Source organism: Naumannella huperziae (genome assembly GCF_054073625.1).
Genome location: NZ_JBSXPH010000001.1, coordinates 1,709,626 through 1,733,801, shown reverse-complemented (window position 1 = coordinate 1,733,801; position 24,176 = coordinate 1,709,626). Strand labels below are relative to the sequence as shown.

Genomic DNA, 24,176 nt, shown 5'->3' with positions numbered 1-24,176 from the left:
CGCCGCGGCCTGACGCGGAACCGGCCGCCGGCCCGCGTGGCGAGCGTCAGGACGGTGCGGTGCTGCGGCGGCCGGCGTAGTAGCGGCCCAGGAACTCCTCGCGGAAGGCGGCGAAGTCGCCCGCCCGGATGCTCGCCCGGATGTCGTCGACCAGCGAGACGATGAACCGCTCGTTGTGGATCGTGGCGAGCGTGTTCACCACCATTTCCTTGGCCTTGAACAGGTGATGCAGGTACGCCCGGGTGTAGTGCGCGCAGGTGTAGCAGTCGCACTCCTCGTCCACCGGGGCGAAGTTGCGCCGGTTCGCCGCCGTGTTGACATTGAACCGCCCGTCGCGGGTGTAGAGCGCCGCATTCCGCGCCACCCGTGACGGCGAGACGCAGTCGAAGGTGTCGGCGCCGTTGGCGATCGCGGCGAAGAAGTCGTCGGGCTCGGAGATGCCGAGCAGGTGCCGCGGCCGGTCCTCGGGCAGCTCGTCGGCGCACCAGCCGACGATGGTGCCGAGGTTCTCCTTCTCCAGCGCGCCGCCGATCCCGTACCCGTCGAAGCGCCGCCCGTCGACCTCGCTCGCGGCAAGATCACGACAGGCCCTCCGCCGCAGGTCCTCGTACTGCGCCCCCTGCACCACGCCGAACAGGGCCTGGTACGGGCGCCCGGGATGCGCCGCGGTCAGCCGGCCGTGCTCGGCGAGACACCGCTCCGCCCACGCCTGGGTCCGCGCCAGCGAACGCTCCTGGTAGCCGCGGGTGTTCATCAGTGTGGTCAGCTCGTCGAAGGCGAAGATCACGTCCGCACCGATCTGGTGCTGCACCCGCATCGAGACCTCCGGCGTGAACCGGTGCATCGTGCCGTCCAGATGGGACTTGAACGTCACGCCGTCGTCGTCGACATGGGCCATCCGCTCCTTGCCGGCGGCGATCACGTCGTCGTCGCCGAGGCCCGCCGCATCCATCGCCAGCACCTTCTTGAAGCCGACGCCGAGGCTCATCACCTGGAAGCCGCCGGAGTCGGTGAACGTCGGGCCCGGCCAGTTCATGAATCGGCCCAGCCCGCCGGCCGCCTCGACGATGTCGCTGCCCGGCTGCAGATACAGGTGGTAGGCGTTGGCCAGCAGGGCCTGCGCGCCGAGCTCACGCATCGACTCCGGCAGGACGGCCTTCACGGTCGCCTTGGTGCCGACGGCGATGAACGCGGGCGTCTCGATCCTGCCGTGCGGGGTCGTGATCACACCGGTACGCCCGCGCTCGCCGGCGAGCCGATCGCCCACCTCGAAGGAGAAACCCGTCATGATCGCGCCCGGTTCCGGCAGGCACCCAGGGCGACCACCCCGGCGGTCGAGGTACGCAACACGCCGTCGCTGATCAACGCGGGCCGCCCGCCGGCGGCAACCAGGCGATCCAGCTCCTCGGGCGCGATCCCGCCCTCGGGCCCGACGATGATCAAGATCTCCCCGGAGGTCGGCAGCGCCAGCTCGGCGAGTTGATCATCGGCCTCCTCGTGCAGCACCAGCGCCAGATCCGCGGCCGCTACCCGCCGGGCGAGGTCTGCCGTCCCGACCGGCGTCGAGACCTCCGGCACCCGGAAGCGCCGCGACTGCTTGGTGGCCTCGCGCACACCGGCGCGCCACTTCGCCAGTGACTTCGCCGCCCGCTCCCCCTGCCAGCGCACCACCGACCGGGCCGCCTGCCACGGAATGATCTCCGCGACACCGACCTCGGTCAGCATGTCCAGCGCCCGCTCGGCATGATCACCCTTGGCCAGCGCCTGGGCGACCGCGAACCGTGGGCCGGTCTCGGTCCGGGCGAGCCGCTCGTCGACCCGGATGGCGACCCGGCCCTTGGCCACCTCGGTGACCGGTCCCCGGACGGCGGCGCCGGCGCCGTCGGCGACGATGATCGACTCGCCGGCGCGGAGTCGGCGTACCACCGAGGCGTGATGGCCCTCGGGCCCGTCGAGCACCAGTGCGTCACCGATCGCCGCATCGCGGGCCGCGTCGGCGAGGAAGACGGGGTCGCTCACTGGCCGGCCAGGCGGTCCTTCCACCGCCCGAACATCCCGCGCCCGGCTCCTCCGCGCACCTCGACGCGCGTCTCGTCCCGCTCGGCGGCAAGTTGTTCCAGCAGCTCGCGCTGTTCCTTGGTCAGCCTGGTCGGCGTCTGCACCAGGAAGGTGACGCCCAGCTCGCCGCGCCCGCGCCCGCGGCGGCGCGGGATGCCGCGATTGGGCAGCGCGATCCTGGTCCCCGACTGCGTGCCCGGCGGCACCTCCACCTCGACCGTCGTCTCGGCATCGGCGAAGTCCTCGCGCCCGGCGGCGACCAGGTCGGCCTCCAGGGTGGGCACGTCGACCCGGGTGCCCAGGGCTGCCGCGGTCATCGGGATCGGCACGACGAGCTCCAGGTTGTTGCCGTCGCGGCGGAAGTCGGCATGCGGGCGGACCGCGATCTTGACGTAGATGTCGCCCGGCTCGCCGCCGCCCGGTCCCACCTCGCCGCGCCCGGGCAGGTGGATCATCACGCCGTCCTCCAGCCCGGCCGGGATCTTCACCTGCAGCGTCTCGGTCTGCCGGACCCTGCCCTCGCCGTCGCACTCGACGCAGGGGTGCGGGATCGTCACGCCGAAGCCCCGGCAGTTCGGGCAGGGCTGGGAGGTGCGGATGCCCGCGATCCCGATCCGCTGCATCTGGGTGATCTCACCGGCGCCCCGGCAGGTGTTGCAGCGCTCGGGCCGGGTGCCCGGCTGGGTCCCCTGGCCCTCGCAGGTCGCGCAGCGTACCGCCGTGTCGATGGTCGTCTCGACGGTCGTGCCGAACGCGGCCTCCGCCAGGTCGAGCGTCATCGGGACCGCCGAGTCCTGCCCGCGCCGCACCCGCGAGCGCGGGCCGCGGGGGCCGGTCTGCCCGGTGAACATCGCATCGATCAGGTCGCCGAAGTCGAAGCCGGCCGTTCCGCCGGTGAAACCGCCGCCGAAGCCCGGCCCGAACCCGCCACCGCGGCCGAACCCCGCGCCGGCCATCCGCGGATCGCCGCCGCGGTCGTAGAGGGCCCGCTTGTCCGGATTGGACAAGATCTCGTAGGCCTCGGAGATCTGCTTGAACTTCTCCGCCGCCTCCGGGCCCGGCGCGACATCGGGGTGCACCTTCATCGCCATCCGGCGGTAGGCCTTCTTGATCTCCTCCGCGGACGCGCTGCGTTCCACGCCGAGCACCGCGTAGTAGTCCATGCTCATCTGGTTCCTTCGTCGTTCTCCGGCTCAGCGCTCGGACAGGAAGCGCCCGACATAGCGCGCCACCGCCCGGACCGAGGCCATGGTCGAGGGATAGTCCATCCGGGTCGGGCCGACGATGCCGAGGCTCGCCCGGACGCCGGCGTGTTGCCCGTAGTCGCTGGCGATGACCGAGGTCGCGCTCAGCTCCCGGTAGGGGTTCTCCGCGCCGATGCGGACGGTCACCGGGTCATCACCCACCTCGCTCAACAAGGTGAGCAGCACGACCTGTTCCTCAAGTGCCTCCAACACCGGGCGTACCGCGTCGAAACCGGGGCCGAAGCTGGTCAGATTGGGTACGCCGCCGACGGCAACGCGGGTGGCGACCTCGGTGTCGAGCATCGTACCCAGCGCCGCGGCGAGCTTGCCCGCGGTCGCAGCGAGCCGCTCGGGCACGGACCCGGGCAGGCCGTCGAGGGACTCCGCGGCGGCCGCCAGCCGCTCACCCACCAGCCGGGCGTTGATCCGCTCCGCCAGCTCGGCCACGTCGGCATGGGCGATCTCTCCGGTCTCCACCGTGCGCTGCTCGACCCGCCCCGTCGAGTTGATCAGCACGACCAGCACCCGATCGTCGCTGACGGGCACCAGCTCGATGTGGCGGACGGTTGCCGAGGAGACGATCGGGTACTGCACGATCGCCACCTGGTGGGTCACCTGGGCGAGCAGCCGGACGGTTCGGGTGACGATGTCGTCGACATCCAGCGCGCCCGACATGAAGGCCTGGATGGCTCGCGACTCCGCCGGCGACAGCGGCTTCAGCGCGGCGATCCGGTCGACGAACAGCCGGTAGCCCTTGTCGGTCGGGATCCGGCCCGCGCTGGTGTGCGGCTGGGTGATGTAGCCCTCGTCCTCCAGCACGGCCATGTCGTTGCGGACGGTCGCGGACGACACGCCGAGATTGTGCCGATCGACCAGCGCCTTCGACCCGACCGGCTCGTGGCTGGACACGTAGTCGGTGACGATGGCGCGCAGCACGTCGAGCTTGCGATCGTCCACAGCCCCCTCCTGGTTCTCGCGAATGGCTGGCACCCGGTTTGCTGGCACTCTCTGCAGCGGAGTGCCAGTCTAGCGCTCGCGCGCGGTTAGGCTGGCGAGGTGACTTTCCTCGAGTGGCGCGAGGCCGCGCCGGGCGTGCTGGTGGCCGTCGCCGAGCCGGATTCGGTCAACATCGCCCTGGTGCTCGGCGGTACGCCGCGGGCGCCGGGACTGCTGGTGGACACCGGTTCGAGCCCGGAGCAGGGGGCACGGCTGCGCGCCGACGTGGTCGAGCTGACCGGCACCGATCCCGCCGGCGTGGTGATCACGCACGGCCACCGCGATCACTGGTTCGGGCTGGCGGGGCTGGCCGGCGTACCGTCCTTCGGCCATGCCAGCCTCGCCAACCGCCTCGAGGATCCGGCGACGGCCGCCGATCTCGCCGGGCTCGGCCTGTCCCCGGCCGACCTGGTGGCGCCGACCACCCTGCTGCACCTGGCCCGCGGGATCGATCTGTCCGGTCGCCGGGTCGAGATCGTCCACCTGGGCCCCGGCCACACCGAGGGCGATCTGGTCGTGGTCGTTCCGGACTCGAAGGTCGTCATCGCCGGCGACCTAGTGGAGTCGGCGGGCGTGCCGCAGGCCGGCCCCGACAGCGCGCTCGGCCAGTGGCCGGCGACGCTGGACGGTCTGGTCGGGGTGCTCGGCGAGGACGCGGTGGTGATTCCCGGGCACGGTGGCCCGATGTCGCGTACCGACGTGATCACCCAGCGCGCCGAACTGGCGGCCGTCACGGGCGAGGCACGCGCGTTGATCGAGCGCGGCATCGCCGAGGCCGATGCCGGCGCGGCGGGCAACTGGCCCTGGCCGACCGAGACCGTCGCGCCGCACATCGCGCGGGCCTACGCCGAACTCGCCTCGGCCGGCGTCCGGGCGCGACCGCAACTGCCGATCGTGCTGGAGCGCGGCGGGAGCTGAGTCAGCCCCGCCCGATCTGCTCGGCGACCGCGGGCGAGGACGCCACCAACAGGATCTGCCCGGACTCGACCGGCCGGCCGGGGACATAATCGGTGCCGTCGGCGAACCGCACGACGCCGCCCAGCTCGCGCACCATCAGCGCGCCCGCCGCGTGGTCCCACGGCTTCGGATTGCGGTACGCCAGGGCATCGATCGTGCCGGCCAGCAGATCGGGATAGTCCACCCCGCAGCACCAGCGCGTCCGCACCGCCTCGATTCCCGGCGGGTCGAAGTGCCTGGTCGACATCGAGGTGGCGACATTCGGCGGGTCGTTGACCGGCGGGGCGACGACCCGGGCGCCGTTGCGCAGCACCCCGCGACCCCGCTCGGCGACGACGGCGAGCTGGTGCTGGGGCTGCCAGATCCACCCGCGCACCGCTTCGCCGTCGCGCAGTTCGGCGAGCAGCATGGCGTGATCGTCGGAGCCGCGGACGAAGTTGCGGGTGCCGTCCAGCGGATCGATCACGTAGGCGTGTTCGGCGGCGGCCAGCCGGTCCAGTAGGCCGGGATCGGCCGCGACGGCCTCCTCGCCGACCACGAAGGCTCCCGGATCGGCCGCCTGCAAGGTCTCGGTCAGTGCCGCCTCCGACTCCCGATCGGCGATCGTCACGTAGTCGCCGGGCTTCTTCTCGGCGATCTGTCCGCCGCTCAGGGCGCGGAAACGCGGGTTGATGATCTCGGCGGCGACCCGTTCGAGCAGCCCGAGCACGGACTCGGTGGAGGTGTCGTCCAGGGTGAATCTCGGCACGGACAAACACTCGCACACGGGTGACCTTGCGTACCCGGCGGCTCGTTCTGTATCGTTCTAGTTAATCGATACAGACAGTGCTGGGACGAACCGAGGGGGGCCTGGATGACCAACCGGGTGACGCTGCGAACGATCGCCGAGGCGGTCGGGGTGTCGGCCGCGACCGTGTCGAATGCCTACAACAAGCCCGACCAGTTGTCGGCCGAGCTGCGCGACCGGATCCTCGCCAAGGCCGAGGACCTCGGCTATGCCGGCCCGGACGCCTCGGCCCGCAGCCTGCGCCGCGGCAGGTCCGGCTCCGTGGGCCTGGTCACCCACCAGCAGTTGTCCTATGCCTTCTCCGATCCCTACGCCATCGCGCTGATCCGCTCGCTCACCCGCGTCCTGGAGCAGCACGGCACCAGCCTGCTGCTGTTGCCGGTCAACGACGACGACCCCGACGGGATCGAGGCGGCGCGCCGCGCGCAGGTCGACGGCATGGCCGCGCTCTGCCTGACCACCCGCGGCGACCTGATCGAGCTGGCGCGTCGCCGCGGCGTCCGGCTGATCGGCACCGACGTCTCCCCCCAGGGCTGCTGGGTGGCCGTGGACGACCGGGCGGTCGGGCGGCAGCTCGGCGAACACCTGGCGGCGCTCGGCCATCGGGAGATCGTCGTGCTCTGCGACGAGTTGGAGAGCGGGCGCGAACAGCCCCGGGGGCTCGGCCAGGACTGGCGCGGCACCTACCTCGCGCCGCGGATCACCGGGCTGGAGTCCGCGCTGCCCGACGCCCGGATCCGGGTGTTCACCGGCGGCCACAACACCCGCGAGGCCGGCCGCCTGGCCGCCGCGCACGTCCTCGACTCGCGGAACCGACCGACCGCCATCGTCGGGCTGAGCGATGTGCTCGCCCTGGGCGCGCTGGATGCCCTGGCCGTGCGCGGACTCGACGCGCCCGGCGACATCTCGGTGGCCGGCTTCGACGACGTGCCGGAGGCCGCGGCCGCCGGACTGACCACCGTGCGCCAGCCGATCGAGGAGAAGGGCCGCCTCGTCGGCGAGCTGCTGATCGGCGAGGCCGAGCCCACCGAACAGATCACCCTGCCCACCGAGCTGGTGGTACGCCGCACCACCGGCCCCGTCCCGACCACCGATTGATCAAGGAGATTGCCGTGTACTACCCGATGCCGATCGAGACCATCCGGGCCGAGAACCGCTCCGCACTGCCGGACGCCCCGATGATCGACGACTCCCCCGCGCCGCCGCGCTTCGCCGCCGCGCGTGGAGTCCTCGTGGCCGGCCTGCGCGGCATCGCGCGGGCACAACTGCGCTGGGCCGAGCGGATCGAGCCCTGCCGCCGCCCCGCCCCGCGCTACCGGACGAGCTGACCCGCGGCCGCCGGCGAACTCAGGCGGGATGATCGGCGGTGACGAAGTCGATCAACTTCTCGACCTCGGTCAGCAGCCGCGGATCAAGATCATCCCAGGAGCGGACCCGCTTCAGCAGCGCCGTCCACACCTTCCCGATGTCGGCCGGACTCTCGTGCGGCCAGCCCATCGCCCGGCAGACGCCGGTCTTCCAGTCCTCGCCCTTCGGGACCCGGGGCCACGCCGGACGGCCGACCCGCTCGGGCGAGATGGCCTCCCAGATGTCGATGAACCGGTGCCCGGTGACGAAGACGAACTCCCCGTGCGGCCCGGACGCGACCCGCGCGGCGATCCGGGCCTCCTTCGATCCGGGTACGAGATGATCAACGAGCACGCCGAGCCGGCGACCCGGCCGCGGCGCGAACTCCTCGACGACCGCCTCAAGATCATCCACGCCGTTCAGATACTCCACCACGACCCCGACGTGTCGAAGATCGTCTCCCCAGATCTTCTCGACCAGCTCGGCATCGTGCCTGCCCTCGACGAAGATCCGGCTGGGCAGCGCCGTCCTCGCCGAGGTGTCGGAAGCTCGCGACCCGCTGCGGGTACGCGTTTGCGCGGCAGGCCCCCGGCGCGGACGGACCAGCGTCACCGGCGCCCCGTCGATCCAGAAGCCGGGGCCGATCGGGAAGCTGCGCCGCTTGCCCGACCGGTCCTCCAACACGACGAGACCGTTCTCCCAGCGGACGACGGCCCCGCAGAAGCCCGAGCTGGGCTCCTCCACGACCAGGTCGAGCGCGAGCGGGACCTCGGAGCTCGCGGGCCTGCCCGCGCGCTGCCAGCCGGGGCTGAGGACGTCGGTGCCGTACCGGTCGCCGGATGATGCCACCGAGGCAGGCTAGACCGGTACGCCCCGGGCGCCGCGCCGCCACGCGGCGCGGCGCCCGGGTCGGGCCCAGCCGGTCAGTTGTAGGTGACGGTCACCCGGTCGGTGCTGCGGTTCCACGTGATCCGGCCGCCGACGAAGTTGTTCGCCCGGCCGCCCGAGACGTCGAACTCGCTGCTGGTCGGCAGCCCGAGGCGCGATCGCTCGTGCCCGAGGTCGGCGTAGGCACGGTAGATGCTGCCGTAGACGGCGTACCCACGCTTGTTCGACCAGTAGATCCGGCCCTTCTCGAACTGTTGGTAGGGCACGCCCGCGACGGCCGATGCCCGCTCGGTGGCGGTCGGCTGCCGGAGCTGGGACGGGTGGTCGCCGCTGACGTAGACGCCGTTGATGCCCGACCGGACCTCGATGGCGCGATTGGTGGTGGCGGACCAGTAGATGCCGCCGCTGGCGAACCGGCTGCCCTTGCCGCCCGGCCAGTCGATCTCGTCGGTGATCGGGAAGCCGAGGAAGGATGCCCCGGACCCGAGCTGGCGGTACCGGGTGCGGATGCTGCCGCGAACCGCGTGGATGCGGCCGTCCTTGCCGAGGATGTCGGCGCCGGCGAACTGGGTCTCCGCGCCGCCGTAGGCGCGGCGTTCCAGCCGGAAGGGTGACCCGACCCAACCCGACTCCCCGCCGAGGGAGCGCCATCTCTCATAGCTGCCCGTGCGGTAGTCCGCGAGCGCGGCGACGCGGTCCCGGAAGGCCGGCATCTGGGCCTGCATCTTCGCCCCCGGACAGTCGGTGGCGACCACGTCGCCGTGGGTGAAGATCACATTCACCTGTTTGCCGGCGAGCGTGACGGTGCCCTTGGGGTTGCGGTAGTTGCCGGCGAGCTTCCAGGCGATGATCCTGGCCGTCGCGTCCAGCGCGGCCGTCGGCGGGTTGGTCGAGACATAGCTGCCCATCATCGCCACGCCGACGGTGTCGGTGTTCCACTCCCGGGCGTGGCCGCCGTGCACCGGCAGTTCGACACCGCCCGCCCGGCCCTCGTAGATCTTGCCGTACCGGTCGGTGAGGAAGTTGTAGGCGATGTCGCAGTAGCCACGGCTCTGCACGTGGTAGGCGTAGATGCCGCGGATCACGCCCGGCGCCTCGGCCGAGCTGTAGGAATTGCTGCCCTCGGTGTGGTGCACCACCGCGCCCCGGACCGTTGTGCCGTAGCGCTTGCCACAGTCGGTCCGCAGGCTCTCGTCGGCGCCCCAGCCGGCCCGGGAGACGATGGCCGGGCGGGTCGGCACCGGCGCGCCGGACGGCGCCTGCAGGGTCTCGGGATTCGCATCGGCCGCCGTCGTCCCGGCGTCGATCAGGTCCGCCCGCAGGCCGCTCGGGGCGCGCTCGCCCCGGACCCGCAGGTCGACGCCGTCGGCCGAGCCCACGTAGACGGGCGCGGAACCCGGGCGGGTCCCCTCCTCGCCCCCGGCGACCGTCGCGTCGTCGATCGGCAGCTCCGCCCAGTCGGTCCACTTCCCGTCGCGGCGGACGCGGTAGTCGACGGCGGGGGCGGGACCGGCGTCCCAGGTGACGCCGAAGGTGGAGAAGCGTTCGGTGGCGCGCTGGCGCAGCTCGGCCACCACCGGGCGCTTGCCGGCCTGCCGCTCCGTCCGGCCGGCGGCCGGGATGGCGATCGAGTCGATCCGCGGTTTGACCGGTTTCGCCCGGGTGGGCGGTGCCGCCGCGGCGACGTCGGCCGGCAGCGGTGTACCAGCGAAGACCAGGCCCGCGACCAGGGCGGCGCCCAGCAGGGCAGCAACGATCACGCGAGCGGCATGTCGGCTGGGGGGTGGACAGTGGCGAAGCATGGCGGTGCCCCTTCGGTTCGGTGTCCCCGACGTGTCGCCATTGTCAACACATCAGCACGCCGAAGCGTCGGGGGCGCGCCGATCAGTCCAGGAGCTCACGGGTGACGGCGTCGGCGAGCAGTCGGCCGGCCACGGTCAACCGGAGGGGGTCGCTCCCGGCCAGCAGCCCCCGCTCGCGCAGCCCGGGGACGGCGGCGCGACCGGCCGGGCCGAGCACCGTCGCCGGCAGTCCGTCGCTGGTCCGCAACTCCAACAGCACTCGTTCGGTACGCCGGGTGGGCGCGTCCAACACCTCGCGGCCGTGGGCGGGTGATTCGCCCGCGGCGAGGCGCTGCGCATAGGCCCGCGGGTGCTTCACGTTCCACCAGCGCACCCCGCCCAGATGGCTGTGCGCGCCGGGACCGATCCCCCACCAGTTGTCGCCGCGCCAGTAGCCCAGATTGTGCCGGCAGCGCGCTTCGGGCCGTCGCGCCCAGTTGGAGATCTCGTAGGCCGCGAAGCCCGCCTCGGTCAGGGCGCGCTCGGTGTGCAGGTACTTGTCGGCGAGATCGTCGTCGTCCGGCATCGGCAGCTCCCCGCGGCGGACCCGGCCGGCGAGCCTGGTGCCCTCCTCCACGATCAGGGCGTACGCCGAGAGATGATCGGGTTCGGCGGACAACGCGGCCGCCACGCTCGCCGCCCAGTCCTCGGCCCGCTCGCCGGGCGTGCCGTAGATCAGGTCGAGGCTGACCTGCGCGAAGCCCGCCCGCCGCGCTGCGTGCGCCATCCGCTGCGGCCGGTCGGGGGTGTGGGTGCGGTCGAGGATCGCCAGCACGTGCGACGCGACGGACTGCATCCCGAACGAGATCCGGTTGAACCCGCCGTCGACGAGCCGGGCAAGATCATCATCGGTGACCGACTCAGGATTGGACTCGGTGGTCACCTCGGCGTCGGCGGCGAGGCCGAAGCGGGCGTCCACGGCGGCGACGAAGCGGGTCAGGTCGGCCGGCGGGAGCAGGGTCGGCGTACCCCCGCCGACGAAGATCGTCGCGACGGGCGGGGTGTCGCCGAGCACCCGGGCGGCAAGATCGAGTTCGGCGATCGCCGCGTCGATGTAGTCGGCTCGGTTGGCGCCGGGACCGAGTTCGGCCGCGGTGTAGGTGTTGAAGTCGCAGTAGCCGCACCGGGTCGCGCAGAACGGCACGTGCAGGTAGATCCCGAACGCCCGCTCGCCGAGTTCGGCGCGGGCCACGTCGGGCAGGGCACCGTCGGCGGGCGCGGGTTCGCCGTCGGGCAGGGCGGAGGGCATCGCGCCATCCTAGGCGCGCACCGGCGGGTACGCCCGGGTCAGGGCAGCTCGATGGGCAGCTTCATGCCGTCCAGCACCCGGCGGCAACTGCAGGTCGCGTCGGCATCGGACTCGGGACCGGGCAGGTCGCCGATCACCTGGCGCAGCAGTGCCTTCAACCGATCGATGTTGCCGGCGAAGATCTTCAACACCTCGGCGTGGGTGACGTGCTCGCCCTCGGCGACGCCGGCGTCGTGATCGGTGACCATCGCGACCGTGGTGAAGCACATCGCCAGCTCGCGCGCGATCGAGGCCTCCGGCATCCCCGTCATCCCGACCACGGACCAGCCGGCGGCGGAGTGCCACTGCGACTCGGCGCGGGTGGAGAAGCGTGGGCCCTGGATCACCACCAGCGTCCCGCCGTCGACGACCTCGCCCGCGGCGGCGCCGGCGTCGTTGAGCACGACCTGTCGGCCGCGGGGACAGTACGGGTCGGCGAAGGCGACGTGCACGACATCGCCCTCGAGGTCGTAGACCGTCTGGCCGCGACCCCAGGTGCGGTCCACCACCTGGTCGGGGACGACGAAGGTGCCCGGGCCGAGCTCGGGCTTCAGCGAGCCGACCGCGCACGGGGCGAGGACCTGGCGTACCCCCACCGAACGCAGGGCCCACAGGTTCGCACGGTAGTTGACCAGGTGCGGCGGGAACTGGTGCCGCTCGCCGTGCCGGGGCAGGAAGGCGACGGTCCGCCCGTCCACGTCGCCGATCGCGAGGTCGGCCGACGGCGGCCCGAACGGCGTCTCGACCGCGACCCGTTCGGGGTCGTCGAGGAACTCATAGAAGCCGGATCCACCGATGATGCCGATGTCTGGTCGGGGGCCTTGGTAGGTCATGGCCCGACCCTACGGCCTGCGCCCGTCGAGCCCCACGCCGGTCGAGCCCGTCGAGACCAACGACACCCAACCGCCATTACCGACCACTCGCCAGAGTTCAGGCCACACTCCGCCCCCAAAACCAGCCGAAACCCCGACGAGTGGTCGCTTTCGGCGCGAGGCTGCCGATACGCCGGTCGAGCCTGTCGAGACCAACGACACCCAACCGCCATTACCGACCGCTCGCCAGAGTTCTGGCCACCACTCCGGCCCCAAACCAGCCGAAACCCCGACGAGTGGTCGCTTTCGGCGCGAGGCTGCCGATACGCCGATCGAGCCCGTCGGGACCGACCTAGCCCCTGGGCTCGGTGACGTCGGCGCGTTCGGCGCCGAGCGCGGCGATCAGCTCGTCGGCGTCGACGATCGCCGCCACACCGTGGCCGCCCGCGCCGATGGCGACCTGTCCGATCAGCGCGGCGTCAGCGATCACCGGCAGCGCGGTCAGCGACCCGAACGGGGTGATCGTGCCGCGCTCGTAGCCGGTCACCTCCCGAGCGGAGGCCGCGTCCGGCATCGAGATCCGGCCGACCCCGAGCAGGGCCCGCAGCTTCGGCCAGGCGATCTCGCGGTCCGAGCCGACCAGCACGAACAGATGGTCGCCGGCGCCGCGGCGTACCACCAGCGTCTTGATCAACGCCGACTCGGCGACACCGCGCGCGGCGGCCGCCTCGGCCGCCGAGCCGACCTGCTCGTGCTCGACGATCCGGTACGCGATGCCCGCAGCCCGCAACGCGGCGACGGCGCGGGACACGCCCTCGCCACCTGCTGCTCCGACACTCCTCATGCGCGAAGGCTAGCGAGCGCAGTGTTCACCCGACGGTCACCGGCCAGCCACCGAGCAGCGCCCCGCCGTTGACCCGCCGGTAGTTCCGTCGAATCCCACACACTCCCGGAGGGAAGACTGAGATGCGCAAGAAGCTGGTACCGGTGGCGATGGGTGCCGCTGGTCTTTTGTTGCTCGGCGGCGGGTTCGCCACGGCAGCCGTGACCGACCCGTTCGGGGCCAATCGGCTCGACGGCGACAAGACTGATCAGATCATCGAGCAGGCACGCAAGGGGCCCGCCAAGAACGTCATCTTGGTGATCGGCGACGGCATGGGAGATCAGGAGATCACCCAGGCGCGCAACTACCAGTACGGTGCGGCGGGCTCGCTGCCCGGCATCGACGCGCTGCCCATCACCGGCCAGATGACCACCTACAGCGTGACCCGGGAGGGAATCCCGGACTACGTGCCCGACTCCGCCGCCACCGGCACCGCCTGGTCGACGGGCTCCAAGACCTACGACAACGCGGTCGCCGTGGACTACCAGGGCAACCCGCTGACCTCGATCCTGAAGACGGCCAAGGCGAACGGCCTGAAGACCGGCGACATCACCACCTCCGAGATCCAGGACGCCACCCCCGCGGTGCAGGTGGCGAGCGTCAAGCAGCGCGCCTGCTACAGCCCGTCGCGGATCGAACAGTGTGGCGACGACGCGCTCGACAAGGGCGGGCCGGGCTCGATCTCGGAGCAGTTGCTCGCCACCCGCCCCGACGTCACGCTCGGCGGCGGCGCCAGCTACTTCGACGACACGATCCTCGCCGGGCAGTACGAGGGCAAGACTGTGCTGGAGAGCGCCCAACAGCAGGGCTACCAACTGATCAACGACAAGACGGCGCTGGACGGCGTGACCAGGGCCGACCAGGACGCACCGCTGCTGGGCCTGTTCGAGCCCAAGAACATGGCGACCGAGTGGGAGCCGACGCCGGCCACCCCGGGCGGCGCGAACGGCGACGCCGTGACCTGCAAGCCCAACCCGGCCGTACCGGCGACCTCGCCCGATCTGGCGGCGATGACCAAGAAGAGCATCGAGCTGCTGGACAACGACAAGGGCTTCTTCCTCCAGGTGGAAGGCGCCTCGATCGACAAGTCCGACCACGCGCGGGACGCCTGCGGCCAGATCGGCGAGACGGTCGCGCTGGACCGTGCGGTGCAGGAGGCGCTGAACTTTGCCAAGGCCGATGGGAACACGCTGGTGATCGTGACCGCCGATCACTCCCACAACTCACAGATCACCGAGGACGCAGACGACGTCGTCCCGTCGATCAAGCTGCGCACCAAGGACGGCGCCGACATGGGCATCATCTACCCGACGGGCGCCCACTCGGGCACACAGGTTCGGGTCGCGGCCTTCGGACCCGGCGCGGCGAACGTGACCGGCCTGATCGACGAGACCGACCTGAACAAGATCATGAGTCGCGCGCTGCAGCTCGACTCGTCCGCCACCACCGAACCGACTCCCACCGAGGAGCCCACGCCGACCGAGGAACCGACCCCGAGCGGCGAGCCCACGGCCACCAGCCAGCCCACGCCGACCGGCGAGCCGACGGCCACCGGCGAGCCCGCGCCCACCGACGAGCCGACCGCCACCGGCGAGCCCACGCCCACCGACGATCCCGGTGACCAGCCCACCAGCCAGCCGACCGCGGTCGGCGGCGCGGGCGATCAGGGCTCGGGGGGCGATGCGGTGCGCACCCAGCAGGTGCCGGGCGGCGGCAACCTCGCCCAGACCGGCGGTCCGGCGGGGATCGTCGCCATCACCGCGGGGCTCGCGATGCTCACCGGTGCGGCGCTGCTGCTGCGTCGCCAGTTCCGCTCCTGACCGATCGGTACGCGGTGATCACCCGGCCAGGCGCCGGGTGATCACCGCCGCCGGTTCGGCGCGGGCGAAACCCCACCCGGTGCCGGCCCACAGGTTGATCGACTCCGCGTCGTCGGCCTTCGTCGCCGCGGCACGAAGCGGCTTGGTCAACTGATCGATTGCGGGAAACGCGGCCGGGGCGTACGGCTCGAACTCCTCGGTCCAGGCGTTGCCCAGCCCGCGCGCCACCCGCCCGCTGAACGAGCGGATCAATCGGCTCTGCCGGCCCGGCTCGGCAAGCGCGCGCCGATAGGGCGCCGAGGTGCCGGCCTCGTCGGCGAGCAGGTACGCCGTCCCGCACTGCGCCATCGATGCGCCCGCCGCCCGGGCCTGCGCCACCTCAGCCGCGGTCATCAGGCCGCCGGCCGCGATCATCGGCAGACCGACCGGTCGGCAGGCGGCCAACAGTTGTGTCGTCGAGGCGGTGTTCGGTTCGGCGGCACCGTCGAAGGTGCCCCGATGCCCGCCCGCCTCCGCGCCCTGGACGCAGATCCCGTCCGCGCCGACCTCTGCCGCGGCCGCGGCCTCCTCCGCACCGGTGACGGTGACCACCACCGCGCTGCCGGCCCGCTGCAGTCGCTGCACGACCTCGGCCGTGGGGCAGCCGAAGGTGAACGAGACGACGGCGGGCCCGACCGCGACCAGGAGTTCGATCTTGGCGGCGTGGTCGAAGGTGTCGGCCCAGTTCACCTCCGGCAGCGCCACGCCCGCGCCCTCCGCGCGCGATCGCAGGCGGTCCCGGAATCGCGCCACGGCCTCCCCCTGGCCGGCCTCGTCCATCGGCTGCGGGCAGAACACGTTCACCCCGAACGGCCGCTCCGTCAGCTCCCGGACCGCGGCGATGTCGGCGGCGAGCGAGCTGGCCGGGGCGTACCCGGCGGGCAGATTGCCCAGCCCGCCCGCCTCGCTGACCGCGGCGGCCAGTGCCGGGGTGCCCGGTCCGGCCATCGGCGCGACGGCAATCGGAAGATCGGTGAGCGCGGTGACGGACATGTCCCCACCCTCGCAGAGTCGTCCACGTCGCTGGACGGGGGGCACCGGGCCGCGGCGCTGTCCTAGGGTGACGATCATGGCGTCACGGAGGGCACGGCGAGAGAGCGCCGTCGCCTACGCCCTGCTGGCCCCCAGCCTGGCGGGGATCGCCTGCTTCCTGCTGCTCCCGGTGCTGGTGGTGTTCTGGCTGTCGCTGAACCGGTGGAACCTGCTCGGCCCGCTCCGCTTCGTCGGGCTCGCCAACTGGGTCGAGGTGCTGGCCGACCCGACCTTCGGCCACTCGCTGCTGGTCACGCTCGCATTCGTCGCGATGGTGATCCCGTTGCAGACCGGCCTCGGCCTGCTGGTCGCCGTGCTGTTGTCCCGGGGGCTGCCCGGGAGCGGGCTGTTCCGGGTGATCTACGTCGTGCCCTGGGTGTGCGCCCCGCTCGCGCTCGGCATCGTCTGGCAGTGGATCTTCGCGCCCTTCGACGGTGCCCTGAACGCGCTGCTCGGCGTACCGATCGAGTGGTTGAGTACGCCCGCGCTGGCCCTGCCCGCGGTGGCCGCGGTGACGATCTGGTCCCAGGTCGGCTACGTCGCGCTGTTCTTCATGGCGGGGCTGGCCGGGATCCCGCGCCAGGTGATCGAGGCCGCCGAGGTGGACGGCGCCGGGCCGTGGCGGATCTTCTGGTCGATCAAGCTGCCGCTGCTCGCTCCGACGTTCTTCTTCGTGCTGGTCACGGGTGTGATCGCCTCCTTCCAGGCCTTCGACCAGATCTGGGCGCTCACCCCGAACGGCGGCCCGCAGGGCGCCACCGACGTGATCGCGACCAGGATCTATCTGGAGGCGTTCCGGGGGGCGTTCAACCTGGGCCAGGCGTCGGTGATGGCGGTGATCTTGTTCGCGCTGCTGGTGGTGGTCACGGTGGTCCAGCAGCGTTGGTTCGCGAAGCGGGTGACCTATGACCTCTCCTAGTCCCGCCGCGCGCCGAGCGCCCGGCTCGATCGCGATCTACCTCGTCCTGGCCGTCGGCGCGGTGATCACTCTCGCCCCGTTCCTGCTGAGCGTGCTGACCTCGCTGAAGTCGCCGCGCCAGTTCGCCAACACCTCACCGCTCAGCCCGCCGGCGCCGCCGACGGCCGAGAACTACCTGGCGCTGCTGGGTCGCGACTTCGTCACGCCGCTCGCCGTCACCACGCAGGTCGTGGTGGTGCTGGTGATCGGGCAGTTGTTCTTCTCCATCCTCGCGGCGTACGCCTTCGCGAGGCTCCGCTTCCCGGGTCGCGATGCCTTGTTCTGGGTCTATCTCGCGACGCTCATGGTGCCGCAGATCGTCACGGTCATCCCGCTCTACACGATCTTCGCCAGCACGGGGCTGCGGAACACGTTCTGGTCGCTCGTGCTGCCGTTCGTCCTGGGTTCGCCGTACGCGGTGTTCCTGCTGCGCGAGTACTTCCGCGGCATTCCCGCCGACATCCTGGACGCGGCGCGGATCGACGGCGCGGGCAACTGGCGGATCATCTGGAGCATCGTCGTGCCGCTGTCCCGGCCGATCATCGCGACCCTGACGATCATCACGGTGGTCACGCACTGGAACAGCTTCTTGTGGCCGTTCATCGTCACCACCGGCCCGACCTGGCAGACGCTCACCGTCGCCACGGACGCGCTGCGCGGGCAGTACAACGCGAACTGGACGCTGGTGATGACCGCGACGACGATCGCCATGGCGCCGCTGCTGGTGATCTTCACGATCTTCCAGCGGCGCATCGTCAACTCGATCCAGCTCACCGGATTCAAGTAGCAACAGGAGGAACGATCATGGCCAACACACTGGATGCGCGCCCGTCGCGCGCGAGCCGTCGCGGCTTCGGCCGGCGCCACCTCGCCCGGTTGGCGGCGGGTGCGACCGCGCTCGGGCTCGGGGTCGCCACGGCCGCCTGCTCGCCCGCCGCGCCGCCGAGCTCCCCGGGCAACGGCCAGCGCCAGGTCGTGACGGTACGCCTGTGGGACGAGCAGGTGCAGAAGGCCTACGATGCCTCCTTCGCCGAGTTCGAGAAGGCGAATCCCGACATCGACGTGCAGACCGTGCTGGTGCCCTATTCCGACTACTTCACCAAGCTGCGTACCGACGTCTCGGGCGGCAATGCCGACGACATCTTCATGATCAACGGCTCCTACATCCAGCCCTACATCGAGGCTGGACAGTTGGTCGAGATCGGCGCCGACTTCGACGCCCAGCGCGCCGGCTGGGTGCCGGCGGCGGTCGAGCAGTACACGTTCGACGGGAAGCTGTGGGGCGTACCGCAGCTCACCGACGGCGGCATCGCGGTGTACTACAACAAGAAGCTGCTGGACGACGCCAAGATCACCCCCGAGCAGCTCACCGACCTGACCTGGTCTCCGAACGGCCAGGGCGACACGTTCTTGCCGGTGGCCCGCAAGCTGACGGTCGACAAGTCCGGCCGGCGCGGCGACGAGCAGGGCTTCGACGGCTCCCAGCCCGCGACCTGGGGCTATTCGGCGGCCCAGGACCTGCAGGGGATCTACTACAACTACGTCGGCTCCAACGGCGGCCAGTTCCAGAACCCCGACGGCACCTTCGTCTTCGCCTCGCCGGAGTCGACCCAGGCGTTCGACTACCTGTCGAAGTTGATCAACGAGTACAAGGTCTCGCCGGCGGCCTCGAACACCAACGACAACGGCGACTTCACCCGCGACCAGTTCCTGCAGGGCAAGATCGCGCTGTTCCAGTCCGGGGTCTACAACCTGAAGAACGTCGCGGACGGCGCGGACTTCGAGTGGGGGATCGCGCCGATGCCGGCCGGCCCCAAGGGTGCGGTGTCGGTGGTGAACAACGTCGTGGTCGCCGGCAACGCGGCCTCCGACACCCCGGAGGCGACCAAGCGGGTGCTGCAGTGGATGGGTACGCCGGAGGGCGCGCGGTTCATCGGCGCGGACGGCGCGGCGCTGCCCGCCGTGACCGGCGCCCAGCCGGCCTTCGCCGAGTACTGGTCCGGTCGCCAGGTCGATCCGTCGCAGTTCGCCAAGCAGGGCGAGCTGCCGGCGATGCAGGCACCCGTCGGGCAGAACTACAGCGCGGCGCTGGAAGCCTGGAAGCCGACGTTCAACGAGATCTTCCTGGGCCGCACGTCCGCGGCCGACGGGCTGCCCAAGGCCCAGGACGCGGCGAACAAGGCGATGCAGGACGGCTGAGACAACACGGGGTCGGGCCCCGGCTCAGCGGCGAAGTACCCGCACCGCGCCCCAGATCAACGAGCGGTCGTCGGCGGCGAGCCCGGGGTCGGCGAGCGGAGCGAAGGAGCGCAGCACGACGGCGCCGCCCGGGGCGAGCGCCCGGTGGGCGAGCCGGAGCAGCCGGCGCCGGCGGGCGGCGCCGACCCCGTCGATCACGTTCGACAGCGCGATGCCGCGATAGTGGCCCGGCGGCACCGCGGCGAGGTGGTCGGCGATGTCGGCGCGGACCAGCCGGACGGGTGCGCCGCCGGTCACCGGGCGCCAGCCAGGCAGCTCGGCACCGGCCAGCAGCCGGTGGGCGAACCGGTTGCCGGCGATGCCGTGCCGGCCCAGCGCCCGGCCGATCCGGTTGCGCAGCTCGCGGCCGAAGTCGGGCGGCAGCAGGGCGGCGAAGTCGGGGGTACGCCAGCCGGCGAGGGCCTGCCCCGGGCGCAGCACCAGCGCCAGCAGCGCCGCCAGCGCGGGGGTGTCGAGCCGCTCGCGCCACAGCCGCGCCGCCGCCGGGCCGTCGTCGTCGAGATGCGCCGCCAGCACGTCTTTGCGCCACCCGGGCGCGGGGACGCCGAGCAGGCGACGCCCGGCGCGCATGAGGCGCTCGGCCTGGCCGTCGACCGCCGGCCCACCTGCCAACCGGTCACGACAGTAGGCGAGCTGGACAGCATTGATGTCGACCGCGTTCACGCGGTGCCCGGCCGCCGCGCACGCCGCCGCGGTCTCCCCCGCGGCCGCGATCACACAGACCCGGCCCGGCTCCCCGAAGGCCGCCAACTCGATTCGCTCGTCCTCATACGATCGCCCGAACTGCACGGCCGGCGCGCCCCAGGGCAACAGCCTGCCCCTGGCCCAGCGGTCGCCCGTCATCGACGATCACCGAGCGCCACGAGCCAGGCCAGCGCGAGCAGCGCGAGATTGCCGGTGACCAGCGCGCCGGGGTCGGCGATCGCGTCGCCGGCGAAGATCAGCCCGCCGGCATTGAACACGACCAGGGTCACCGTCTGCAGCGCGGCGACCAGCACCGGTCGCAGGCGGGCGAGGACGGCGAGGGCGATGCCGAGCTCGTAGGCGCCGATCAGGATGACCGCCAGCCGCGCGTGCTCGGGCCCGATCCCGGGCACGGCGGCGAGGATGTCCAGCTCGTCGGCACGCAGGCCGATGATCTTGGCCACCAGGCCCTGGTAGAGCCAGACCAGCGCCAGCGCCACCCGCCCGGCGGCCAACGCGGCCGAGGGCACCCTCATCGTGTTGCCGCCTGCCATGCCGCGACACCGTAGACGATCACCAGCCCGGGCCAGCCGAGCAGGCCGAGCAGGTGCGCGGTGCGCCACAGCCGCTTCGGCGCCGGCTGGGCGGCGAGCGCCCGCGGCACCAGGACGACCTCGCAGACCGCGCGGCCGAGCCACAGCAGCGCGCTCGCCCCCAGGAACAGCGCAGCCAGCCGCCCGCCCGCCGCCAGCTCCGGGGCGCCGACCAGCGTGCACAGGCCCAGCAGCGCGACGAAGCCGCCGATGAACCCGACGTGCATCCGGATGACGAGGCCGCCGAGCGGCGACTGCCCGAAGGTCGTCGCGTCCGTCCAGCCCAGCACCCTCGGTAGCGCGACATGGGCGATGCCGAGCACCGTCAGCAGCGCGCCCGTCAGTTGCAGCAGCGGCACCAGCAGGCTCATCGGCCCAACCGCCACCAGTGCACCAACACGCCGACGCGCCCCCGGTCGCGCACCGTCAGGCCGGCCTCGGCGAACGCTTCGCGGTAGCCGCGCCCGGTCCCGAAGTGCCAGGCGCCGGGCCCGAACGCGACGATGCCGGCCGCGTCGCGCAGATGGTCGACGACGACGATGTCGCCGTCCTCGGCCAGCGCGGCCCGCACGCGCTGCAGCAGGACCGCGCGGTCGGCCGGGTCGCGGATCTCGTGCAGGGACTGTGCGAGGACGATCACGTCCCAGCCGTCGCCGACCTCGAAGCGGGCCGGGTCGATCACGGGCGGTACGCCCGCCGCGGCATGGCCCCCCGCCGCCCAGGCGCGCGCCCGGCGTACCGACACCTCCGGCTCGGTGACGATGTCGACGACGCGGAGCTCGGCGGCCGGCCAGCGCGCCCGGATGGCCGGCGAGGCCTCGTCGAATCCGGCCACCGCGACCAGGACCCGGCCGGGCTGCGGCGCGGGGAAGAAGCGCCAGCGGCGTAGCGGGGAGAGGTCGTAGACCCACCAGGAGGCGAGCACCGACAGCGGGGTCCAGGCGGCGGCGCCGAGCGCGATCAGGCGTACCGGCCACGGCATCCGGCGGCGCAACAGGTGACCGGCGACGGCGAAGGCCAGCCCGCCGGCCAGCTTCGGCCAGTTGAAGATCACCACCTGGGCGGCGCCGCGGATCCGCAGCCGATCGAGCACGCTCATGGCCGAGGCGTCTCGACCCGGTGCAACTGCCCGCGCTGCCAGCCGTAGTCGACATCGGCGACGTGGAAGGCATTGCTGAGCCGCCGTTCGACGCCGGCGAAGGGCCCCTCGGCGAAGAAGCCGACCTCGGCGTGCAACACCCGGACCGGTTGCGGCGACCAGTCGGTCCGCGTGGCCCTGACCACCACGATCCCGTCGGGGTCGGGCGAGAAGGTGTAGGGCAGCGGCCCGGCGAACCGGCGGGCCTGCGCCGCGGTCGCGAAGACCGATTCCTCGGGCAACCGGCCGTCGCGCGGATCGACGGCGAGGTGGATGTCGGCGCGCCCGTCGCGGCTGCGTACCCGCACCGTGATGCGGTCGCCGTCAGCAGTCAGCTCGCCGCGCACGGGCCGGTAGTGGTAGCGGGTGGTCAGATTGGCGCCGAGCACGGCGAGCGGATCGGTCGCCTGGCTGGCCAGGATGCGCAGGCCGCGCCGGGTGAGCGTACCGCCGCCCCGGCGCGGGGTGGCCAGGGTGCAGAAGACCCGGTAGCCCACCATCAACTGGCGGCCGCCGAAGCGGGCCGGGACCGGTGCCGGTCGCAGCGAATCCAGTTCGACGCAGGCCGCGGCCACGAAGGCCCACTCCCGACCGGACCGATCGGTGAAGGTGTCCAGCTCCAGCCCCGGCACCAGGAACCGCCGCACGGCCGCCGGCGGAATCGCCCAGGTGAGCACCAGGGAGTGCCGGAAGTGGGTCCGCATCGGCACCGGATGCCGGCGCAGCCGTTGCAGCGCCGCGGCCGCGAGCCGGATCGGGGCGGCCGGTCGACCCGTCCGCCGGGGTGCGGACCGGGTGGTCGCGGCGTACATGATCAACCGAGCCGGATGTCCACGGGCAGCGAGAGGACCCCGCGATGCCGGATCCCGAGCGCGGCACCCGCGAGCTCCAACAGCCCCTCCCAGCCCGAGTTGAGCGAGAGCGCACCCGCCGCGCCGACCGCCTCGCTGTTCTCCGTGCCGCGCAGTTGGCTGAGCGGGCTGGGCATCGGCACCGGTCGCGTGACCAGATCGTCGCGGTCGACGCCGGCCAGGTCGCAGGCGCGGTCGATGGCCAGATCGAGGCCACCGAGATGATCAACGAGCCCGTTGCGCGCGGCGTCGGCGCCGGTCCAGACCCGACCGCGGGCCAGCGGTTCCAGGGCGGTGAGCTCCATCCCGCGGTCGGCGGCGGCCTTGCCGGTGAAGTCGGCGTAGACCTCGTCGAGCCACCCGTTCAGCACCTCCCACTCCTCGGGGGTGAACGGCTGGGTGCCGGCCATCATCCCCGCGCGGCGGCCGGCGTCGACCGCCTCGCGGACCAGCCCGAGCTTGTCGACCAGTCCGGTGGTGATCAGCTTCCCGGCGAGGACGCCGATCGAGCCGGTCAGGGTGGTCGGGTTGGCGACGATCTCCGCGCACGGCATGGCCACGAAATAGCCGCCGGAGGCGGCCGTCTGCCCCATCGACGCGACGACGGGCTTGCCGGCCTCGCGCAACTGCTGCACCTCGCGACGGATCGCGTCGGAGGCGACATAGGAGCCGCCGGGACTGTCCACCCGCAGCACGACCGCTTTGACCTTCTCGTCCCGGCCGGCGGCGCGCAGCGCTGCGCAGACGGTGTCGGAGCCGGCGGTCTGCCCGTTCAGCCCGCCGGGCTGGCTGACGCCGGTGACGATCGCGCCGTGCACCGAGACCACCCCGACCGCGGGGCGCGCCCGGTTCAGCAGTGGCGCGAGTGGCCCGCCGCCGTGCTTCTCGGCGTACCGGTGCACGTAGCGCAGGCGGATCTCGCCGTCGTCGCCGCCCCAGGCGCGACGCGCGTGGGCGTAGGCCTCGTCGCGATAGCCGATCGCGTCGACCAGGCCCCGGTCCTGGCCGGCCCGCGACCCGAGCGGTGCGTCGTCGACGGCGCCGCGCACCTCGACGGATTCCAGCCCGCGACCGGTCGCCACCGCGTCGACCACCGAACCCAACACCGAGTCCGCGATGCCCCGGGTCGATTCGCGGTACGCCTCGCTGATCTCCGTCGCGGCATAGGTGTCGGCGGCGGTCTTGTACTGCCAGCGCTGGGCGAACTCCGGCTCGATGCCGAGCTTCTCGAAACCGCCCCGCAGCAGCATCATCCGGGCCTGCACGCCGGCCAGGGAGAGCATCCCCGACGGCTGCACCCAGACGTCGCCGGCCGCGGCCGCGAGCCGGTAGGCGAAGATCCCGTTGCCGAGTTCGCCGAAGGTCGGCGCGAAGGCCACGGTGGGCTTGTGTTCGCCGAACCGACCGATCAGCCCGGCCAGCTCGTCGGCCTGGGCCGGCGCGATGTGGCCCGGCCCGAGATCGACGATCAGCCCGGCGACGTCGGGATCCTCGGCGCCCGCGCGCAGCCCCTCGCGGATGGCGGCCATCGTCGGGGTCTGGCGGGCGCGCAGCATGGCCACCGGGTTCTGCGGAGGGGCATCGATCACGCCCCGGGTCAGGTCGAGCTCCAGCACCAGCGGGCCATCGTCGGCGCCGCGGCGAAGCGCCTTGCGCAACTGGTCGGCGCCGTCTCGGATCAGGGCGGTGACGTCCATGCGG

At 72.3% G+C, this 24,176-nt stretch carries 24 protein-coding genes; 7 read left to right on the top strand and 17 right to left on the bottom strand.

Annotation, left to right across the window (positions count from 1 at the left end; translation table 11 throughout):
• Nucleotides 1-46: 46 nt before the first annotated feature.
• The 4 genes from tgt to hrcA are packed head-to-tail and all read right to left on the bottom strand — an operon-like array spanning nt 47 to nt 4,259.
• The gene (tgt, locus tag ACXDC7_RS08325) at nt 47-1,288 is read right to left on the bottom strand and encodes a tRNA guanosine(34) transglycosylase Tgt (RefSeq protein ID WP_179443977.1); all 1,242 of its coding nucleotides are present in this window, start codon (nt 1,286-1,288) and stop codon (nt 47-49) included.
• Complete coding sequence (locus ACXDC7_RS08320) at nt 1,285-2,019, bottom strand: 16S rRNA (uracil(1498)-N(3))-methyltransferase (RefSeq protein ID WP_459221826.1); 735 nt, start codon at nt 2,017-2,019, stop codon at nt 1,285-1,287. Before ACXDC7_RS08320 ends, tgt begins: the two co-directional genes overlap by 4 nt.
• Entirely contained in the window at nt 2,016-3,227 is a 1,212-nt protein-coding gene (gene dnaJ / locus ACXDC7_RS08315; RefSeq protein WP_459221825.1) for a molecular chaperone DnaJ, read from the bottom strand. The genes ACXDC7_RS08320 and dnaJ overlap by 4 nt, the downstream gene beginning before the upstream one ends.
• Nucleotides 3,228-3,251: 24 nt before the next feature.
• Nucleotides 3,252-4,259, bottom strand: a complete 1,008-nt coding sequence (gene hrcA / locus ACXDC7_RS08310; protein ID WP_179443980.1) for a heat-inducible transcriptional repressor HrcA — start codon at nt 4,257-4,259, stop codon at nt 3,252-3,254.
• A gap of 99 nt (nt 4,260-4,358) precedes the next feature.
• Here hrcA and ACXDC7_RS08305 point away from each other — a divergent pair, with 99 nt between their 5' ends.
• The gene (locus tag ACXDC7_RS08305; protein ID WP_459221824.1) at nt 4,359-5,216 is read left to right on the top strand and encodes an MBL fold metallo-hydrolase; all 858 of its coding nucleotides are present in this window, start codon (nt 4,359-4,361) and stop codon (nt 5,214-5,216) included.
• A 1-nt stretch (nt 5,217) separates the two neighbouring features.
• On the opposite strand, the gene ACXDC7_RS08300 is transcribed toward ACXDC7_RS08305, so the two are convergent.
• Nucleotides 5,218-6,003, bottom strand: coding sequence for an inositol monophosphatase family protein (locus tag ACXDC7_RS08300; protein ID WP_459221823.1), 786 nt, complete (start codon nt 6,001-6,003; stop codon nt 5,218-5,220).
• Nucleotides 6,004-6,108: 105 nt separating this feature from the next.
• Here ACXDC7_RS08300 and ACXDC7_RS08295 point away from each other — a divergent pair, with 105 nt between their 5' ends.
• Both ACXDC7_RS08295 and ACXDC7_RS08290 read left to right on the top strand, forming a co-directional pair.
• Nucleotides 6,109-7,140 carry a LacI family DNA-binding transcriptional regulator gene (locus tag ACXDC7_RS08295; RefSeq protein ID WP_179443982.1) on the top strand — a complete coding sequence of 344 codons (1,032 nt, stop codon included), beginning with the start codon at nt 6,109-6,111 and terminating at the stop codon, nt 7,138-7,140.
• Between the two features lie 14 nt (nt 7,141-7,154).
• Complete coding sequence (locus tag ACXDC7_RS08290) at nt 7,155-7,370, top strand: hypothetical protein (protein ID WP_459221822.1); 216 nt, start codon at nt 7,155-7,157, stop codon at nt 7,368-7,370.
• A 19-nt stretch (nt 7,371-7,389) separates the two neighbouring features.
• Here ACXDC7_RS08290 and ACXDC7_RS08285 read toward each other — a convergent pair whose 3' ends face one another.
• The 5 genes from ACXDC7_RS08285 to ACXDC7_RS08265 all read right to left on the bottom strand — a co-directional run bounded on the left by ACXDC7_RS08285 (nt 7,390) and on the right by ACXDC7_RS08265 (nt 13,062).
• Nucleotides 7,390-8,238, bottom strand: a complete 849-nt coding sequence (locus ACXDC7_RS08285) for a DUF3097 domain-containing protein (protein WP_459221821.1) — start codon at nt 8,236-8,238, stop codon at nt 7,390-7,392.
• A gap of 74 nt (nt 8,239-8,312) precedes the next feature.
• Nucleotides 8,313-10,037 (bottom strand): N-acetylmuramoyl-L-alanine amidase, encoded by a 1,725-nt coding sequence (locus tag ACXDC7_RS08280; protein WP_459221820.1) that lies wholly within the window; start codon nt 10,035-10,037, stop codon nt 8,313-8,315.
• 124 nt (nt 10,038-10,161) lie between these two features.
• The gene (hemW, locus tag ACXDC7_RS08275) at nt 10,162-11,367 is read right to left on the bottom strand and encodes a radical SAM family heme chaperone HemW (protein ID WP_459221819.1); all 1,206 of its coding nucleotides are present in this window, start codon (nt 11,365-11,367) and stop codon (nt 10,162-10,164) included.
• 38 nt (nt 11,368-11,405) lie between these two features.
• Entirely contained in the window at nt 11,406-12,239 is an 834-nt protein-coding gene (locus ACXDC7_RS08270) for an S-methyl-5'-thioadenosine phosphorylase (RefSeq protein WP_459221818.1), read from the bottom strand.
• A 331-nt stretch (nt 12,240-12,570) separates the two neighbouring features.
• Nucleotides 12,571-13,062, bottom strand: coding sequence for an aminoacyl-tRNA deacylase (locus ACXDC7_RS08265; protein WP_459221817.1), 492 nt, complete (start codon nt 13,060-13,062; stop codon nt 12,571-12,573).
• Nucleotides 13,063-13,184: 122 nt separating this feature from the next.
• Between ACXDC7_RS08265 and phoA the strand changes: the two genes are divergently transcribed.
• Nucleotides 13,185-14,921 carry an alkaline phosphatase gene (gene phoA / locus ACXDC7_RS08260; RefSeq protein ID WP_459221816.1) on the top strand — a complete coding sequence of 579 codons (1,737 nt, stop codon included), beginning with the start codon at nt 13,185-13,187 and terminating at the stop codon, nt 14,919-14,921.
• An 18-nt stretch (nt 14,922-14,939) separates the two neighbouring features.
• Here the strand turns inward: phoA and ACXDC7_RS08255 are convergent, their stop codons facing one another.
• A complete protein-coding gene (locus ACXDC7_RS08255) occupies nt 14,940-15,953 on the bottom strand; it encodes an NAD(P)H-dependent flavin oxidoreductase (protein ID WP_179443990.1) in 1,014 nt (337 codons plus the stop codon).
• 76 nt (nt 15,954-16,029) lie between these two features.
• On the opposite strand from ACXDC7_RS08255, the gene ACXDC7_RS08250 reads away from it, so the two are divergent.
• The 3 genes from ACXDC7_RS08250 to ACXDC7_RS08240 are packed head-to-tail and all read left to right on the top strand — an operon-like array spanning nt 16,030 to nt 19,149.
• Nucleotides 16,030-16,911, top strand: coding sequence for a carbohydrate ABC transporter permease (locus ACXDC7_RS08250; protein ID WP_459221815.1), 882 nt, complete (start codon nt 16,030-16,032; stop codon nt 16,909-16,911).
• Complete coding sequence (locus ACXDC7_RS08245) at nt 16,898-17,737, top strand: carbohydrate ABC transporter permease (RefSeq protein WP_459221814.1); 840 nt, start codon at nt 16,898-16,900, stop codon at nt 17,735-17,737. The genes ACXDC7_RS08250 and ACXDC7_RS08245 overlap by 14 nt, the downstream gene beginning before the upstream one ends.
• A 17-nt stretch (nt 17,738-17,754) precedes the next feature.
• Nucleotides 17,755-19,149, top strand: a complete 1,395-nt coding sequence (locus tag ACXDC7_RS08240; protein ID WP_459221813.1) for an ABC transporter substrate-binding protein — start codon at nt 17,755-17,757, stop codon at nt 19,147-19,149.
• Between the two features lie 24 nt (nt 19,150-19,173).
• Here the strand turns inward: ACXDC7_RS08240 and ACXDC7_RS08235 are convergent, their stop codons facing one another.
• The 6 genes from ACXDC7_RS08235 to sppA are packed head-to-tail and all read right to left on the bottom strand — an operon-like array spanning nt 19,174 to nt 24,172.
• The gene (locus ACXDC7_RS08235) at nt 19,174-20,052 is read right to left on the bottom strand and encodes a DUF3419 domain-containing protein (protein ID WP_179443994.1); all 879 of its coding nucleotides are present in this window, start codon (nt 20,050-20,052) and stop codon (nt 19,174-19,176) included.
• Nucleotides 20,049-20,429: a DoxX-like family protein gene (locus tag ACXDC7_RS08230; protein WP_179443995.1), complete on the bottom strand. Its 381-nt coding sequence runs from the start codon at nt 20,427-20,429 to the stop codon at nt 20,049-20,051. The genes ACXDC7_RS08235 and ACXDC7_RS08230 overlap by 4 nt, the downstream gene beginning before the upstream one ends.
• The gene (locus ACXDC7_RS08225; RefSeq protein WP_179443996.1) at nt 20,426-20,857 is read right to left on the bottom strand and encodes a hypothetical protein; all 432 of its coding nucleotides are present in this window, start codon (nt 20,855-20,857) and stop codon (nt 20,426-20,428) included. The genes ACXDC7_RS08230 and ACXDC7_RS08225 overlap by 4 nt, the downstream gene beginning before the upstream one ends.
• On the bottom strand, nt 20,854-21,585 hold the full coding sequence (locus ACXDC7_RS08220; protein WP_179443997.1) for a class I SAM-dependent methyltransferase: 732 nt from the start codon (nt 21,583-21,585) through the stop codon (nt 20,854-20,856). Before ACXDC7_RS08220 ends, ACXDC7_RS08225 begins: the two co-directional genes overlap by 4 nt.
• Nucleotides 21,582-22,436, bottom strand: a complete 855-nt coding sequence (locus ACXDC7_RS08215) for a DUF2071 domain-containing protein (RefSeq protein WP_459221812.1) — start codon at nt 22,434-22,436, stop codon at nt 21,582-21,584. Before ACXDC7_RS08215 ends, ACXDC7_RS08220 begins: the two co-directional genes overlap by 4 nt.
• Before the next feature lie 2 nt (nt 22,437-22,438).
• A complete protein-coding gene (gene sppA / locus ACXDC7_RS08210; RefSeq protein WP_459221811.1) occupies nt 22,439-24,172 on the bottom strand; it encodes a signal peptide peptidase SppA in 1,734 nt (577 codons plus the stop codon).
• Between the last annotated feature and the right edge of the window lie 4 nt (nt 24,173-24,176).

Bases quoted from the DNA above. Each gene is read 5' to 3' on its own strand.
- dnaJ (WP_459221825.1), bottom strand. From the start codon at position 3,227: ATGAGCATGGACTACTACGCGGTGCTCGGCGTGGAACGCAGCGCGTCC.
- sppA (WP_459221811.1), bottom strand. From the start codon at position 24,172: ATGGACGTCACCGCCCTGATCCGAGACGGCGCCGACCAGTTGCGCAAG.
- ACXDC7_RS08265 (WP_459221817.1), bottom strand. From the start codon at position 13,062: ATGAGGAGTGTCGGAGCAGCAGGTGGCGAGGGCGTGTCCCGCGCCGTC.
- ACXDC7_RS08220 (WP_179443997.1), bottom strand. From the start codon at position 21,585: ATGAGCGTGCTCGATCGGCTGCGGATCCGCGGCGCCGCCCAGGTGGTG.
- ACXDC7_RS08250 (WP_459221815.1), top strand. From the start codon at position 16,030: ATGGCGTCACGGAGGGCACGGCGAGAGAGCGCCGTCGCCTACGCCCTG.
- tgt (WP_179443977.1), bottom strand. From the start codon at position 1,288: ATGACGGGTTTCTCCTTCGAGGTGGGCGATCGGCTCGCCGGCGAGCGC.
- ACXDC7_RS08255 (WP_179443990.1), bottom strand. From the start codon at position 15,953: ATGTCCGTCACCGCGCTCACCGATCTTCCGATTGCCGTCGCGCCGATG.
- hemW (WP_459221819.1), bottom strand. From the start codon at position 11,367: ATGCCCTCCGCCCTGCCCGACGGCGAACCCGCGCCCGCCGACGGTGCC.
- ACXDC7_RS08225 (WP_179443996.1), bottom strand. From the start codon at position 20,857: ATGAGCCTGCTGGTGCCGCTGCTGCAACTGACGGGCGCGCTGCTGACG.
- ACXDC7_RS08235 (WP_179443994.1), bottom strand. From the start codon at position 20,052: ATGACGGGCGACCGCTGGGCCAGGGGCAGGCTGTTGCCCTGGGGCGCG.
- ACXDC7_RS08245 (WP_459221814.1), top strand. From the start codon at position 16,898: ATGACCTCTCCTAGTCCCGCCGCGCGCCGAGCGCCCGGCTCGATCGCG.
- ACXDC7_RS08230 (WP_179443995.1), bottom strand. From the start codon at position 20,429: ATGAGGGTGCCCTCGGCCGCGTTGGCCGCCGGGCGGGTGGCGCTGGCG.
- ACXDC7_RS08240 (WP_459221813.1), top strand. From the start codon at position 17,755: ATGGCCAACACACTGGATGCGCGCCCGTCGCGCGCGAGCCGTCGCGGC.
- ACXDC7_RS08215 (WP_459221812.1), bottom strand. From the start codon at position 22,436: ATGTACGCCGCGACCACCCGGTCCGCACCCCGGCGGACGGGTCGACCG.
- phoA (WP_459221816.1), top strand. From the start codon at position 13,185: ATGCGCAAGAAGCTGGTACCGGTGGCGATGGGTGCCGCTGGTCTTTTG.
- ACXDC7_RS08270 (WP_459221818.1), bottom strand. From the start codon at position 12,239: ATGACCTACCAAGGCCCCCGACCAGACATCGGCATCATCGGTGGATCC.
- ACXDC7_RS08295 (WP_179443982.1), top strand. From the start codon at position 6,109: ATGACCAACCGGGTGACGCTGCGAACGATCGCCGAGGCGGTCGGGGTG.